This window comes from Corynebacterium coyleae, assembly GCF_030408635.1.
GTDB classification, from domain to species: Bacteria; Actinomycetota; Actinomycetes; order Mycobacteriales; family Mycobacteriaceae; genus Corynebacterium; species Corynebacterium coyleae.
Window position 1 is genome coordinate 2182863 of record NZ_CP047198.1, and the last position, 15633, is coordinate 2198495.

A 15633-nucleotide genomic window follows, 5' to 3' on the forward strand; every position below is an offset into this window, starting at 1 on the left:
TTCGGGGTGGTGGGGTCGTCGATAAGCAAAATGCCCCAACGACAATTGCCCCGTATCCCAACAACGGGGATACGGGGCAACGACGCGCTAACTAGTAGCTAGAACCTACTTCTTCTCCGGAGCCTTGGTCTCCTTGGAAGAACCTGCGTAGGTGTTACCGGAAGAACCCTTCAACTCCAGATCCTTCACGGACGAACCACCCTTCGGCGAGCAGTTGTCGTAAATGATCGTGCCGGCCAGAATGCCAGCCGCGATCAGCGCCAGACCAGCCGCAACCGTAGCGAGGTCAGTGCCATACTGCGCCAGCTGACCGTTGATGGCCTCAACCTGAGCAGCCAACTGCGGGTTGAAGATACCCAACTGCTGCTGGATCTGGGTGTTGGCGTTCTGGATCTGAGCATTCGCCTGAGCGACGAACTCAGACAGGCCCGGGATCTGGATCTGGGTAGCCAGACCGATCGGCAGAAGCGCGATCAGCGGCAGACCGAAACCGACAGAGGTTGCGACACACTTCGGAACGTCGATCTCAGGGGTCTTGCCCTTGTCCGACTTCGCCGGGTTGGTGCCACCCTCGATCTCGTCCTTGTTCGAGATGCCGTCACCGTCGAAGTCACCGGTCGGATCCAACAAGGACTTACCGTCCTTGCCAACCAGGTCGAAGCCAGCGGTTGCATTGTCCTTCGAACCACCTGGGTAGGTGAACTCAACATCCACAGAAGGCTTCGCAAACGGGGTGAAGATCTTCACGAACTCATCCCAACGCTTACCCTTCTTCTGCTTCTGGATCTCCGGCAGCTTCTCAGCGATCTTCTCGCCAACCTTCTCGTAAGAAGGAGCCTTCGCCGTGACGACGCCCGAATCCTTATCGGTGTCGAACGTCCAGTCCTGGGATCCCTCGGACTTGGTACCCGTAGCCTCGGTACCTGCCGGAACCTTGGCGTTACCGAACGGGTTCTTCGAAGTCTCGGTCTTACCAGCCTCAACCTTCGTCGGCTCACCGTAGTCCGGGCTCACGATCTTGACGCCAAAATCGCCGATCTCCTTGCCGTCCTTGTCGGTGATGATGACCCTGGCATCCTGCGGATCAGTACCCTCCGGCACCGTGACCTTGATGTTGCCATCCTCATCGATCTCGACCTTGGAGCCCGGGATCTCATTGCCGTCCTTATCGACAAGCTTGCCGGACTCATCACCAGTCGGGTTCTCGACCTTGCCGACGGTGTGCTCGCCACCGTTATTCGGAACCGTGGTGTTCTTCTCCGTGACCGACGGGGCCGGCGCCGGAGCATCCGGATCCTTCTCACCGACGGTGACGGTGACATCAACGTTGTCCTTGGAACCATCCGGGTAGGTCACAACAACCGGGACCGTGATCTTGTCACCAGGCTTGGCATTCTCCGGAACCTTAACGGTGATCTCACCGGTGTTCGGATCGACGGTCACACCGTCCGGGGTGTTCTCACCCGGGGTGAACTTCGTACCCTCCGGGGCCGTGGTGTCCTTGCCGTCCTTGTCCGTGAACTTAGGAGCAGGAACCTTGACGTCCTCACCAGGCTTACCCGAACCGTCCTCGTAGCCAGGCTCGAACGTCTCGTTGTCCTTGGCCTCCGGATCCGTAACCGTGACGGTGACATCAACGGTGTCAGTGGAGTTGTCCGGGTAGGCCACAACAACCGGAACCGTAATCTTGTCACCAGGCTTCGCATTCTCCGGAATGGTCACCGTGATCTCACCGGTGTTCTCATCGATGGTCACGCCATCCGGAACATTCTCACCCGGAGTGAACTTCGCGTCCGGCACCTCAATCGGGTTGCCGTCCTTGTCCTTGAACTCAGGCTCCTCAACCTTGACGTCCGTACCAGGCTTACCGCTGCCACCCTTGTACTCAGGATCGTACTTCTCGTTGTCCTTGACATCCGGCTGCTCAGGAGCATCCGGCTGCTCAACAGTGACGGTGACATCAACGTTGTCCTTGGAACCATCCGGGTAGGTCACAACAACCGGGACCGTGATCTTGTCACCCGGCTTGGCATCCTCCGGAACCTTAACGGTGATCGAACCATCCTCGTTCACCGTCACACCTTCAGGAGCACCCTCACCCTTCTCGAACTTGGTATCTGCCGGCGGCGTGACCTTATTGCCGTCCTTGTCCTTGAACTCAGGCTCCTCAACCTTGACGTCCGTACCAGGCTTACCGCTGCCACCCTTGTACTCAGGATCGTACTTCTCGTTGTCCTTGACATCCGGCTGCTCAGGAGCATCCGGCTGCTCAACAGTGACGGTGACATCAACGTTGTCCTTGGAACCATCCGGGTAGGTCACAACAACCGGGACCGTGATCTTGTCACCAGGCTTGGCATTCTCCGGAACCTTAACGGTGATCTCACCGGTGTTCGGATCGACGGTCACACCGTCCGGGGTGTTCTCACCCGGGGTGAACTTCGTACCCTCCGGGGCCGTGGTGTCCTTGCCGTCCTTGTCCGTGAACTTAGGAGCAGGAACCTTGACGTCCTCACCAGGCTTACCCGAACCGTCCTCGTAGCCAGGCTCGAAGTGATCGTTGGCGTTCGGAACCTTCGGGTTGCTGTCCTCGTCATCGTTGATGCCGTCGCCATCATCATCCGGATCCGTGATGTCAGGATCGCCATCACCATCGGTATCCAGCTTAAAGTTGGCCTTCGTGCTGTCGGTGGACTTGTCCGGGTAGGTCACCGTGACAGGAACATCGAACTCCTCTGCGGTGTCCTTGTTCAGCTTGGACTCATCCGGGAAGGTCACCGTGATCTCGCCGGTGTTCTCGTCGATCTTGACGACGTAGCCCTCAGGCGCAGTAAAGCCATCGGTGATCTTGAACTTCGAGCCCTCAGGAGCGGTTGCGTCCTTGCCATCTTTGTCGGTGAAGGACGGCGACGACTTCGTCTCCTTACCCGGAACAACAAGCTTGCCCTCGTAGGACGGCTCGACCGTGTCAGCAACAGGCGTCGCAGCAACCTTAAACGGGGCCTCACCACGAGCAACAATACGAGGCTGAGTCTTCTGGTTGCCCTGATCATCGAGTACCGGCGCACCGTTTTCGTCGTAGACCGGCACCTGCAGATCCTCATCACGCATCACAACCGGGAACGTGAAAGTCTTACCCGCCTGCTCAGCAGTCGGAGTAAACGTCACAACACCAGTCTTCGGATCAACCTTGACCTGATCTCCAGTCACATCTGCAGGCAACTTGCCTAGCTCGAAAGTGGCATTCTCAGGCTTCGTCTCCTCACCCTCGGTAGCCGGGTTGTCGAAGATCGGCTCAGAGGTAGCCTTTGTCTCCTTCGTCGCGTCAACCTCGTCGTACGCCAGGTAGTCACGACTTACAGCGAAGGCATCCATAGCCAGAACAAGATCGCCAGCAGCAGGTTGCCCCTCAGTGACCTTCAGACGAGCAGTGAACGTATCACCCGTCTGTGCATCCGCCGGAACATCGAACTCACAGCTCGGGATCTTGGTAGCTTCATCCACCTTGGCGGTTGGGCACTGCTTTACAGAGTTGCCGTCCTTGTCATACCACTCAATGTAGTAGTTCAGGTTCTGGGCAAACGGCAGACCAGAAGTATCCGTCTGTACCTTGTCACCAATCGTTGCCCAGTTATCAGTGGTGTTCTTATCCACCACATCAAACTTCAGCGCCTGCGGCGCAAGCGCGATGTTCCAACCGGTGTAGCTGTCGATAGTGTTACCGATCAGGGCACCGTCACCACCGAAGAGCTGCGCGTTAGCACCAGCATTCAAATCAGTACCGAAGCCTGGGCCAGCCCACTGGCCAAGCGCCCACGGGTACAACACACCAACATTATCCGGCAGTGGGTTGCCGGCCTTGTCATAAATGCTGACGTAGCTCCAGTGCATGTTCACGTGCTTGGAGTTCAGGTTACCGTCAGCCCAAGACCCCTCGTCATGCGAACCAGCCAGGGTGCCAAACTTGTCCTGTGGAACAATTCCGCGGCTGTCGTGGGAGTTGCCGTAGATACCCTTCCAGCGCAGCTCGAACTTACCATCAGCACCAGTGGTGGTAGTCAGGGTCTCTGCGATCCACTCTTCAGGGTTCTTGGCAATCTGCTCATTAATCCACTTCTGCAGCCCTTGCTCATCAGTAGGAGTCCAGTCTTTGCCACGCAGCGCCTTGCCCGCAAAGTTATCCTCCGCATACTGCTCAATCTTGCGTACTGCGTCATCGGTGAGGTAGGAGCCAACCACCTTCAACCCAGCGGCAGGAATATCCCCACTATCAACTTCACTCACGGAGTTGTGGTTCAAACGCCCCAGCAACACATGCAGGTTCCAAAACGCCTGACCAGCGTAGGTGCCACCGTTACCACCCGAACCAGTACTTTCTTGCCACTTGTTCTCCGGAAGGTGCTGCGGCAGCTTATCCTTCTGCGCGTACTGGATGGTCATACCCGTGACCTTGTTATTACCCCACGGACCGTCCCCCTGAGTCGTCGGCGTTGCAACATCACCAATGGCAGGGAAGATACCAGCAGCCGGCTGGTGCACCAGACGATACTTATCCGTCATGTTCTCCGGAAGCTCCGTCCACACGCGGATCTTCTCGCGCTTGTGATCACGCTGACCCCGATCAGGGCCAGTGGTCAGACCAACAGATGCATCCGCATCAAAGAAACGGGTCGCACCAACGGCATCGGTGTACGGCGCCATCTTGATCGTGAAGTTACCGTTCGCATCCGACTCGGTGTAGTACACCGGAGACGAGTGCTGAGTGTTCTCACCCTCGTACCACTGTGCGTAGATCTTGACACCCTTGAGCGGGGTACCAGAGGCCTGCACGTTACCGAAACCAACGGCAGCCTCAACAATCTCCTTAACAGAACCAGAGATCGTGCCCTCTTGGTCTGCCTTGCCTGGAGAATAAATGGCCTTCTCGTCACCGCCAACGGCTGGTGCATCAGCAGGCGTCGGCGTATTGGCATTCTGATCAGACTCAGAAGCAGGCGGAGTTTCCTGCGCAAACGCAACCGGCTGCGCGAACGGCGCAACCAACGCAAACGACAACGCAGCCGCAGCCACCGACGTGCCGCGACGACGAGCGATGTAATTCTTCTTCACCGAAAATTCCTTCCTCGAAAATGACAATTTCGGTTAGATAAGCCCTGCTGTCTGCAGCAATTTCGGACACTCGCCACGCAGAGCCCACATAGACAAGCGTAAGGAAGGTGACATATGTCAGCAATAGATATGACAGGTGTTCATGATGTTACGTTTATGCGTTTTAAGGCTTTACACACAATGCCAAGGCGGACAAAACCGCACTGCCACTGTCGCTTTACACCAACACATGGCACGCGTCACCTGTGGCGATTTACAAGACACTAGGCCACACCCAGGGCCATTTTCCCTGTTCAGAGATAAGGATTGGCCGCCACAGGGCAATTGATAGCCCCCCCCCCCCGACGATTGGACATCCGTTCGCCACAGCACCAACCCATAAATCAGACCATTACCAGCAGTTTTCCAAACCTAAGGTTTTTTCAGTTATAGCTACGCCCCTCCTTTAGGGGGTGGTTGGGGGACGTGGGGTCGTCGATAGGCAATGTGCGCAAAAGGCCGTCGCCCCGGTCATCGGAGTGATGAGCGGGGCGACAGCTTCGAGGAAGGTGCCTTCAATAGAGGCGTTTGGCTACGGAGTTACTTCTTTTCCGGAGCCGTGGTCTCCTTGGAGGAGCCAGCGTAGGTGTTGCCGGAAGATCCTTTGAGTTCGAGGTTCTTCACGGACGAGCCGCCGTTGGGCGAGCAGTTGTCGTAAATGATCGTGCCGGCGAGGATGCCCGCGGCGATCAGCGCGAGGCCGCCAACAACGGTTGCGATGTCAGTACCGTACTGGGCCAACTTCGCGTTCACGGCGTCCGCTTGAGCGGCGATCTGCGGGTTGAACACACCCAACTGCTGCTGGAGGCGCGTGTTCGCGGTCTGGATCTGTGCGTTCGCCTGGGCGGCGAACTCGGTGAGGCCCGGGATCTGGATCTGGGTAGCCAGACCGATCGGCAGCAGCGCGATCAGCGGCAGACCGAAGCCAACCGAGGTGGCGATGCACTTGCCGGTGTCGATGCCGACCTTCTTGGTGGCCTCGTTGCCGGCGCCGTCGACAACCTGGATCTCGTCACCGGTCTTTAGGTTGACGTCCGCCGGGACGTTGACCTTCCACTTGCCGTCCTTGCCGGTCGTGGTCGTGATGGTCTTGCCGTTTGGCCAGGTCACGATGATGGTCTCGCCAGGACGGTCGCCCTTGCCGGTGATGGTCTTGGCGCCGGGGATGATGTCGTCGATAGTCGGTGCCGTGGTGTCTGGCTTGGACTGATCGTCAGCCGGGTTGGCACCGTTCTCCACCTCCTCGCGGTTGGTATGGCCATCACCATCAAAGTCACCATTCGGATCCAGCAAGGACTTGCCATCCTTGCCGACCAGGTCGAAGTTGGCGGTCGCGGTGTTGGTCGAGTCGTCCTCGTAGGTGAAGCCGACAGCAACGGACGGGCGGGCGAACGGCTTGAAGGTTTCGAAGAACTTATCCCAACGCTTCTTCGCATCGGTGCTCTTGATCTCCGGCAGGTGCGCCTCGACCTTCTCCGCGACGTCCTTCATCGAAGGAGCCTTCGCGTTGATCACACCGTTGTCCTGCGGGGTGAACTCCCACTTGTCGGCGTCCGAATCCGCGGTCGGCTTTGCCTCCGTATTCTTCACCGGTGCCTTGGTGCCGAACGGATCATTGGTGTTCTTCTCACCATCAACCGGCACGCTCGTGAGGTCGTCGTACTCCGGCACGAAACGGTCCGCATCAGTACCAACGGTGATGGTCGTCTGCACCTCGTCGGTGGAACCGTCCGGGTAAGTCACGACAACAGTGACATCGTAGACGCCCGGCTTCGAGGTATCCGGGGTCTCCTTGTACTCGAACTTCGTGCCCTTCGGCAGCTTGTCAGCATCCTTGATGTTGCCCATCGGATCCGGAGTGCCGCCAGTCTTGACCTTCTGGTCCTGGCCTTGCGGATCGTTCTTGTCGGCGTCCGTCGCGTTCTTCTGCACCTTGACGTTGGCGTTGACCTTGTCGGTGGTGCCATCCGGGTAGGTGGCAACGATGGTCACCGGCTTGTCACCCTCGGTGGAGGTGTCCGGCGCCTGCTCGTACTCGAAGGTCGTTCCCTCCGGAAGCTCGTCGATGTTGGTGACGTGGTCCTTCGCCTCCGGGACCTCGTTGGGCTCGACGGTCTTGTCCTGGACCTGCGGCTCGTAGATGTCAGCGTCGGACTGCTTCGGGTCCTCGGTCTGGGGCTGCTCGGGCTGCGGCTGCTCCGGCTTCGGGGTCGGCTCGGGTTGCGGCTGCTCGGGTTGCGGCTGTTCCGGGGTCGGGTCCTCTGCAGGCTTCGGGTCCTCCACCTTCACGGTGGCCTGCACCTCGTCGGTGGAACCATCCGGGTAGGTGACAACGACCGTGACCGGCTTATCCCCAGCAGTAGAGGTATCCGGATCTTCCTTGTACTTGAAGGTCGTGCCCTCAGGAAGCTTGTCAGCGTCCTTGACGTTGTCCTTCGGATCCGGCTTCTTGCCAGTCTCAACCGTCTGATCCTTGCCTTGCGGGTCGTGCTGCTCGGCCTGATCCTTGGCAACCTTCACCGTCACCGGCACCTCATCAGTGGTGCCATCCGGGTAGGTCACAACAACGACAGCCTCCTTGTCACCAGAGGTGTCAGTCTTCGGCGCATCCTTCCAGGCGTACTTGGTGCCCTCCGGAAGATCTTCCTTGTTCGCGATCGAATCCTCAGCCTTCGGCTCAGCGTTCTTCGCAACCTCCTGGTCCTTGCCCTGGGGGTCGTACTTGCTGGCTTGGTCGGTGACCTTCAGCGGGACAAGGTCGGTGTGCTCGGTCTCTTTGCCGTCCTGATCCACCAACGTGTAGGTAACGGAGACGTTCGGCTTCTCTTCAGAAGCGTCAACCGTCTTCTTCGGCGTACCGGTGATTGTGCCGTCCTTGAACTCCAGGCCTTCCGGGAGGCCCTCAACCTTGATGGAGTCCTTCTTCAGCTCGAAGCCCTGCGGCAGCTTGTCAAAACCTTCCGGCTTCACGTCCTGCTTATACGGCTCGCCGACGACGCCGTCGGCCAGCTTGGTATCCGTCACCGTGATCTTGGTGACCACCTGCTCCTTACGCTTCTGCGCGACGGGCTTCTTCTCGGTCTTCTCAATACGCTTGTCAGGATCTTGCTCGTCTGGGTTTTCGTAGACCGGGTTGCCGTCGTCGTCAAGCACCGGCACATCCTGCTCGACCATGACCTCGATCTCGCGAGTCACGATGACCTCAGTGGTGCCCAGGGTGGTCGGCTTGCCGGTGATCTTGCCGGTCTTCGGGTCGATCTTCAGACCTGCAGGCAGGTCCTTGGCCGAGTAGATCGGCTCCGTGCCCTCCTTCATGTTGTCCGGCAGATCCTTGAACAGCGGCGTGACGTCGTTGTCCGAGAACTCAGTGCCAACCGAGCCCAACGGCAGCGGCTCAGGAACAACAGCGGTGAAGGAGTCTGCGATCTCCCAACGATCAGACGGCTTGCCGGAAGCCGGGTCAACAGAAACCAGCGCGGCGGTGTAGACCGTGGTCTCCTTCAGATCTTCAGGAGCCTGGAAGTTGCAGGACTCGAGCGCACCCTTGTCGTCGCTCTTGATCTTGCACATCGCGTCCTTGATCTCAGTCTGGGTACCATCCGGAGCGGTTGCGTACCAACGGATTGCGTACTCCGTGTTCGGCAGCAAGCCCGCGGTCTTCGTAGTCACCTTGGAGCCCGGACGACCCTTGTTGTCGTAGGAGTTGTACTCCGGAATGTCGAAGGTCGGCTGTGCAGTCATCAACGGGAACTGCAGACCGTTCATGTTCGCGCCGGCGGCAATCGCGCCCTGGTCGCGGTAGTTCATGAACATATTGGCGACGAACGCAGAGTTCTTCACGTCGCGGCCCTCAATGTTCGGGTAAATGTACATGTAGTCGGTGTTGATGTGGCGCACGTCGTACAACGAAGCGCCGGTAAACACGTTGACCCACTGGTTCTGGTAGTCCTCTGCAACCTTGCCCCAGTCTTCTTCGCTGACCACATTGTTCACACCGAGGTTGGCCTTGTCGCGCGAGTAGCCCAGCGTGCCCTTGAACGGCAGGTAAATCATGCCGTCAGCGCTGGTCGGGGCAACCACGGTCTCTGCAATGTGGGAGCCCTCGCCGTGCTCGTCCTGGTACGCCTTGATGATGCGCTCCTGGTTCGCACGCTCCTGCTCGACCGTGTAACCCGGGTTCTCGTTCTTCCAGGCGTCGATCTGGCGCGCGACTTCGTCGTTAAGATACGACGCAACAATCTCGATGCCGCCCGCTGCACGATCACCACGCGCAGGCTGGTACTTGTAGTAGCCCGGCAAGGTACCGGCAGACTCACCAGTCTCCCACCACACCATGGACTCATTCGGGTGAGCGATGCTCTTAATCGCGCCAAAATCCCCGTAGTACGGGAACTGACCATCAGCCGTCGGCTCACCGGTCTCGCCGTCGAGCGCACGGGTCCAATCCTTTTCCGGCTTGGCCAACCAACCAACGTGATTCGGCTTCTCTTCAAGCACGAAACGACCGTTGGTAATGCGGGAACCAGCAGGACCAGCAGTGAAGTTCCAAGACTCCTGCACCCGGTCCGTGATGGAGGTGTAACGGCCCGAGTTGAAGTCACCCGCGGCAACCACCGAGTACTTGCTCGGATCCGGGTTCTCGCCCCAAACGCGGACGCGAACGCCACCGGCGGCCAGCCAGAACGGCGGCGCGTCAACCTCGTTGGTTACCTTCTCGGACAGGTCGAAGGAGAAGCGACCCTCGGAGTCAGTCGTGGTGTAGAACGTCGGCGAAACTTCACCGTTCTTGGTCACGTACTGCAAGTAGATGACGTTGCCCTTGAGCGGCTCATTGTTCGACGACAAGTCATCGTGGCGGCCATCCTTATTGATGTACGCCCAGCCGTGGTAGCCGTAGAAATCACGCCAGCCACCCTTGGTAAAGATGGCGTTTGGCACCTGCTTGTTCTTGCCCTGATCCGCGGCAGGGGTTGGGGCTGGGGCTGGGGTTGGGGTTGGGGCAGCCTGCGGGTTGTCTTGCGCAAACGCCGTCGGCTGCGCGAGCGGCGCAACCAACGCGAGCGACAACGCGGCTGCGGCAACCGAGGTGCCACGGCGGCGTGCAACGTAGTTTTTCTTCACAAAGAACCTTCCAGAAACATAGTGATGTGTGTAAACGCGATATCCAATTAATGGACACCCGTTAAGGACTTTGGGAACGCTACGCCTGGTGGACACCTGTCTACAATCTGCCCTTTTGGCCCTACCCCCACTCATGTGATTATTTAGCTTCCCCTCAGGAATTGATTTAAAAACTGCCTGGTTCCGTACTGCTTCATGAATGTTTACTGTGAGTTCCCTGCCTTTGGGCGGGGGTGGCTCGGGGAGGTGGGGTCGTCGATAAGCAATGCGCAAAACGTCGCCCCGCTCACCGGAATGATGAGCGGGGCGACGGTTTCGAGGAAGACGCCTTTAGTAAAGGCGCTGGTCTACTGCATTACTTCTCCTTCCCCTCCTTCGACGAACCTGCGTAGGTGTTGCCGGAAGAACCCCTCAACTCGAGGTTCTTGATGGACGAGCCACCGTTCGGCGAGCAGTTGTCGTAAATGATCGTGCCGGCCAAGATGCCAGCGGCGATCAGGGCCAGGCCGCCGAGCACGGTTCCGATATCGGTGCCGTAGCGAGCGAGTTGCGAGTTAATCGCATCCACCTGGGACGCCATCTGCGGGTTGAACACGCCCAGCTGACGCTGCATCTGGGTGTTGAAGTTCTGGATCTGCGCGTTCGCCTGAGCAGCGATGTCAGACAGACCGGGGATCTCCAACTGGGTAGCCAGACCAATCGGCAGCAGCGCGATAAGCGGCAGACCGAAGCCGACCGAGGTGGCGATGCACTTGCCGGTGTCGATGCCGACCTTCTCCTTGGACTCGTTGCCCACACCGTCCCGAGCCTTGACATCGTCGCCCGGCTTCAAGGTGGTGCCGTCAGGAACCTTGACCGTCCATTTGCCGTTCTCATCGGTCTTGGTCGGCACTTCCTTGCCATCCGGGAAGGTGACGATGATGTCCTCGCCCGGACGGTCGCCGGTACCGGTAATGGTCTTATCGTCCGGCTTGATCGGGTTGATCTTCGGCGGCGTGGTGTCCGCACCCTCATCTACCGGCTTATCCGGGTTGTCAACGGTGACGGTGACCGTGGTGTTGTCCTTGGAACCATCCGGGTAGGTGACCTCGACCGGAACGGTGATCTTGTCGCCCGGCTTGGCGTCCTTCGGAATAGTCACGGTGATCTCGCCGGTGTTCTCATCGATGGTCACACCGTCCGGGGTGTTCTCACCCGGAGTGAAGGTGGTGCCATCCGGCGGCGTGGTCGGGTTGCCGTCCTTGTCCTTGAACTCAGGCTTTTCGACCTTGACGTCCTCACCAGGCTTGCCCGAACCGTCCTTGTACTCCGGCTCGATCTCATCCGCAGTCTTCGCATCCGGGTTGTCAACGGTGACGGTGACATCAACGTTGTCCTTGGAGCCATCCGGGTAAGTCACAACAACCGGAACCGTGATCTTGTCACCCGGCTTCGCATTCTCCGGAATGGTCACCGTGATCTCACCAGTGTTCTCATCAATGGTCACGCCATCCGGAACATTCTCACCCGGAGTGAACGTGGTGCCCTCCGGCGGCGTGGTCGGGTTGCCATCCTTGTCCTTGAACTCCGGAGCAGGAACGGTCACGTCCTCACCAGGCTTACCCGAACCATCCTTGTACTCCGGCTCGTAGTCCAGGTTCTGGTTCGGAACCTTCGGGTTGGTCTTGTCTTCCTTCTCCTTCTCATCCGGGATGCCGTCACCATCATCGTCCGGATCCTCGGTATCAGGTGTACCGTCACCGTCAGTGTCCAACTTGAAGTTGGCCGTCGTGCTGTCGGTGGACTTGTCCGGGTAGGTCACCGTGACCGGAACATCGAACTCCTCAACGGTGTCCGCGTTGAGCTTCGACTTATCCGGGAACGTCACGGTGATCTCACCGGTGTTCTCGTCGATAGTGACCACGTAGCCCTCGGGAGCCGTGAAACCATCAGTGATCTTGAACGTCGAGCCCTCAGGAGCAGTTGCCTCCTTGCCATCCTTGTCGGTGAAGGACGGCGACGACTTCGTCTCCTTGCCCGGGACAACAAGCTTGTCCTCGTAGGACGGCTCGTAAAGGTCAGCGTCCTTATCGACAGGAGCCGGAACGTCCTTGTCGGTCACCGTGACAGTGACGTCAACGGTGTCCTTGGAGCCATCCGGGTAGGTCACAACAACCGGAACCGTGATCTTGTCACCCGGCTTCGCATCCTCCGGAATGGTCACGGTGATCTCACCGGTGTTCTCATCGATGGTCACGCCGTCCGGAACATTCTCACCCGGAGTGAACGTGGTGCCCTCCGGCGGTGTGGTCGGGTTGCCGTCCTTGTCCTTGAACTCAGGAGCAGGAACGGTCACGTCCTCGCCAGGCTTGCCGGAACCATCCTCGTATACCGGCTCGTAGTCCAGGTTCTGGTTCGGAACCTTCGGGTTGGTCTTGTCTTCCTTCTCCTTCTCATCCGGGATGCCGTCACCATCATCGTCCGGATCTTCGGTATCAGGTGTGCCATCACCGTCAGTGTCCAGCTTGAAGTTGGCGGTCGCGTCGTCGGTGGACTTGTCCGGGTAGGTCACGGTGACCGGAACATCGAACTCCTCAACGGTATCCGCGTTGAGCTTCGACTTATCCGGGAAGGTCACCGTGATCTCACCGGTGTTCTCGTCGATCTCGACGACGTAGCCTTCGGGCGCCGTGAAACCATCAGTGATCTTGAACGTCGAGCCCTCAGGAGCAGTTGCCTCCTTGCCATCCTTGTCAGTGAAGGTCGGGGACGACTTCGTCTCCTTGCCCGGGACAACAAGCTTGTCCTCGTAGGACGGCTCGTAGACGTCTGCGTCCTTGTCGGTCACTGTGACGGTGACGTCAACGTTGTCCTTCGTGCCATCCGGGTAGGTCACAACCACCGGAACGGTGATCTTGTCACCCGGCTTGGCGTCCTCCGGGATGGTCACCGTGATCTCACCGGTGTTCTCATCGATGGTCACGCCATCCGGGGTGTTCTCACCCGGGGTGAACTTCGTGCCCTCCGGCGGCGTGGTCGGGTTGCCATCCTTGTCCTTGAAGGTTGGCTTGTCCACCTTGACGTCCTCACCAGGCTTACCGGTGACGTCGGTGTACTCCGGCTCGTAGTCCAGGTTCTGGTTCGGAACCTTCGGGTTGGTGTCGTCGTCAATCTCCTTATCATCCGGGATGCCATCACCGTCATCGTCTGGATCCTCGGTATCAGGTGTGCCGTCGCCATCGGTGTCCAGCTTGAACTTCGCAGTCGCGTCGTCGGTGGAACCATCCGGGTAGGTCACAACAACCGGAACGTCGAATTCCTCAACGGTGTCCTTGTTCAACTTGGACTTGTCCGGGAAGGTCACGGTGATCTCGCCGGTGTTCTCGTCGATAGTGACCACGTAGCCCTCAGGAGCCTTGAAGTCCCCTGGAATTGCGAACTTGGAGCCCTCCGGAGCGTCGACCTTCTCCTCGGTCTCGTTGCCATCCTCGTCGACCTTGGTAAAGGTCGGAGCAGACTTCGTCTCCTCGCCCGGGACAACGAGCTTGTCCTCATAGGACGGGGTGTACTCGTCCGCGTCGCGGGTGACCAGCACGGTCCATGCGGAAACATCATTGCCGCCAGAGACCAGGACCACGTTGAAGAAGTCGCCCTTCTTCGCATCATCCGGGATGTCGAAGGTGCACGCTGCAACCTGGGCCTTGATACCCTTGGACTGGTCGAGGTCGCACGTCTTGAGGACCTTGCCCTTAGCGTCGCGCCACTCCACCTTCGACGGCAGCGTGGACAGGTTGCCGTGGAATTCCGGCGTCACCGTGACGCCAGGTGCAGCCGGCTTATCCGTCGCGTTGTAATCAGCCGTGATCGACACCGGGGTGTACGGCATGACCGCGTAGTTGACGTTGTACAGCGAGTTCAGTTCCTGGTACGGAAGACCGTTGAAGTTAATCGGCAGCTGGTTCTCGCCCGGGGAAGCCGCCGCCTTGAAGTTTCCACCGCCGTTAAAGCGCTGGAAGATCGGGGTGTGGAAGCCCGTGTAGCCGTTCTGAACCACACCGTCCTTGTTCTCCACCCACACGAACATGTGGTTCGGGTTGAGGATATCCTCGCGGACCTGGCCCTTCTCGTAGTTGCCAAAGCGCAGGGTGTAGCGGCCTTCGTTATCGGTCTTGCCGTAGACGGTCTTGAGGATGTACTCCGGATTGTCCTCGAGCATCTGCTTGGTCGCCTCGGCCAACTTCGCCGGGTCGTTCTTGTACTGCTCGTGCAGCACCTGGTTTGCCGCGGCACCATCCTTGGTCAGGGTGGATGCGTAAACGGTGTAGCCGTCCGCGGGTTCGTCGATACCGTTGTACGACGGGCCGGTGGCCACGATGCCCTTGTCCGGACCGCCGGTCTCCAGCCACACGCGACCGGAAACGGTATTCGGTACGTCAGTCTGGGTTGACGCCAGACCGATCGGGCCCTCGGGGTCCTCGACCAGCCTGTCGCCCTTGGCAGCCATCCAGCTTTCCTTGTGGCTTGGCGGGACTTCCTGGTAGAACGCAGCCATGAGCTGAATGTTCGCGTCAGCAACGCCAAAGGATCCCAGCGGCCCTTCAACCAGCCCGTTGAACGAGCCGGGAACGAAACCGTTGGCCTGGCGGAACATGACAACGTTGTTGCCACGCTCGTTGGTAAACGGCTCAACCCAGATGCGGTGCTTCTGGTCCGTACGGGCAGACCACGTGTGCTCACGGCCAAGCTTGTCCGTCCAGGTAATGCCTTTATCGCCAGTACCGAACGCGAACGTACCCTGACCACCGTTACCGCCGACTACGTCAGGCAGCGTGTGCGTCTGCGCCTTGAAGATCGGCGAGTACGAACCATCCTTGTCACGGAACTGCGCATAGACGGTGATGCCGTCCAGCTTCACGTTGCCGTTGTCATACGCGGCACCCGGGTTACCGCCAGGAGTGGCCATGTAGACGTGGCCCGAGATCAAGCCCTTACCAACACCGTGTGCATCAGTCAGGTTCGCGGCCTTGGTGACACGACCGCTGGCGATCATGTCCGCATCAATGATTCCGTTCTCATCAACCACCGGAGCAGGCGAATTCTGCTCAGACTCAGCAGCAGGCGCTTCCTCCCGAGCGAACGCAACTGGCTGTGCGAACGGCGCAACCAACGCAAACGACAGCGCGGCTGCGGCAATGGAAGTGCCGCGGCGGCGGGAAATGTAGTTCTTCTTCACCGAAATTCCTTCCCTCGAAAATGATCCTTCGGTTAGATACGTGCATCTCTTTGTGCGCTGTATTTGACACGTGTCACACAGAGACGACATAGCCGAGCGTAAGGAGTTAGACAAGTGTCCGCAATATTTTGTCTCTTTCACTTGATGATGCT

At 58.8% G+C, this 15633-nt stretch carries 3 protein-coding genes; all 3 read right to left on the reverse strand.

The features are described 5' to 3' along the window. Positions 1 to 105: 105 nt before the first annotated feature. The 3 genes from CCOY_RS10595 to CCOY_RS10605 all read right to left on the reverse strand — a co-directional run bounded on the left by CCOY_RS10595 (position 106) and on the right by CCOY_RS10605 (position 15481). Positions 106 to 5109: a YPDG domain-containing protein gene (locus CCOY_RS10595; RefSeq protein ID WP_092100730.1), complete on the reverse strand. Its 5004-nt coding sequence runs from the start codon at positions 5107 to 5109 to the stop codon at positions 106 to 108. Between the two features lie 579 nt (positions 5110 to 5688). Continuing rightward, a complete protein-coding gene (locus CCOY_RS10600; RefSeq protein WP_167594444.1) occupies positions 5689 to 10269 on the reverse strand; it encodes a Rib/alpha-like domain-containing protein in 4581 nt (1526 codons plus the stop codon). A 355-nt stretch (positions 10270 to 10624) separates the two neighbouring features. Then, positions 10625 to 15481, reverse strand: a complete 4857-nt coding sequence (locus tag CCOY_RS10605; RefSeq protein WP_167594471.1) for a YPDG domain-containing protein — start codon at positions 15479 to 15481, stop codon at positions 10625 to 10627. Positions 15482 to 15633: the final 152 nt, after the last annotated feature.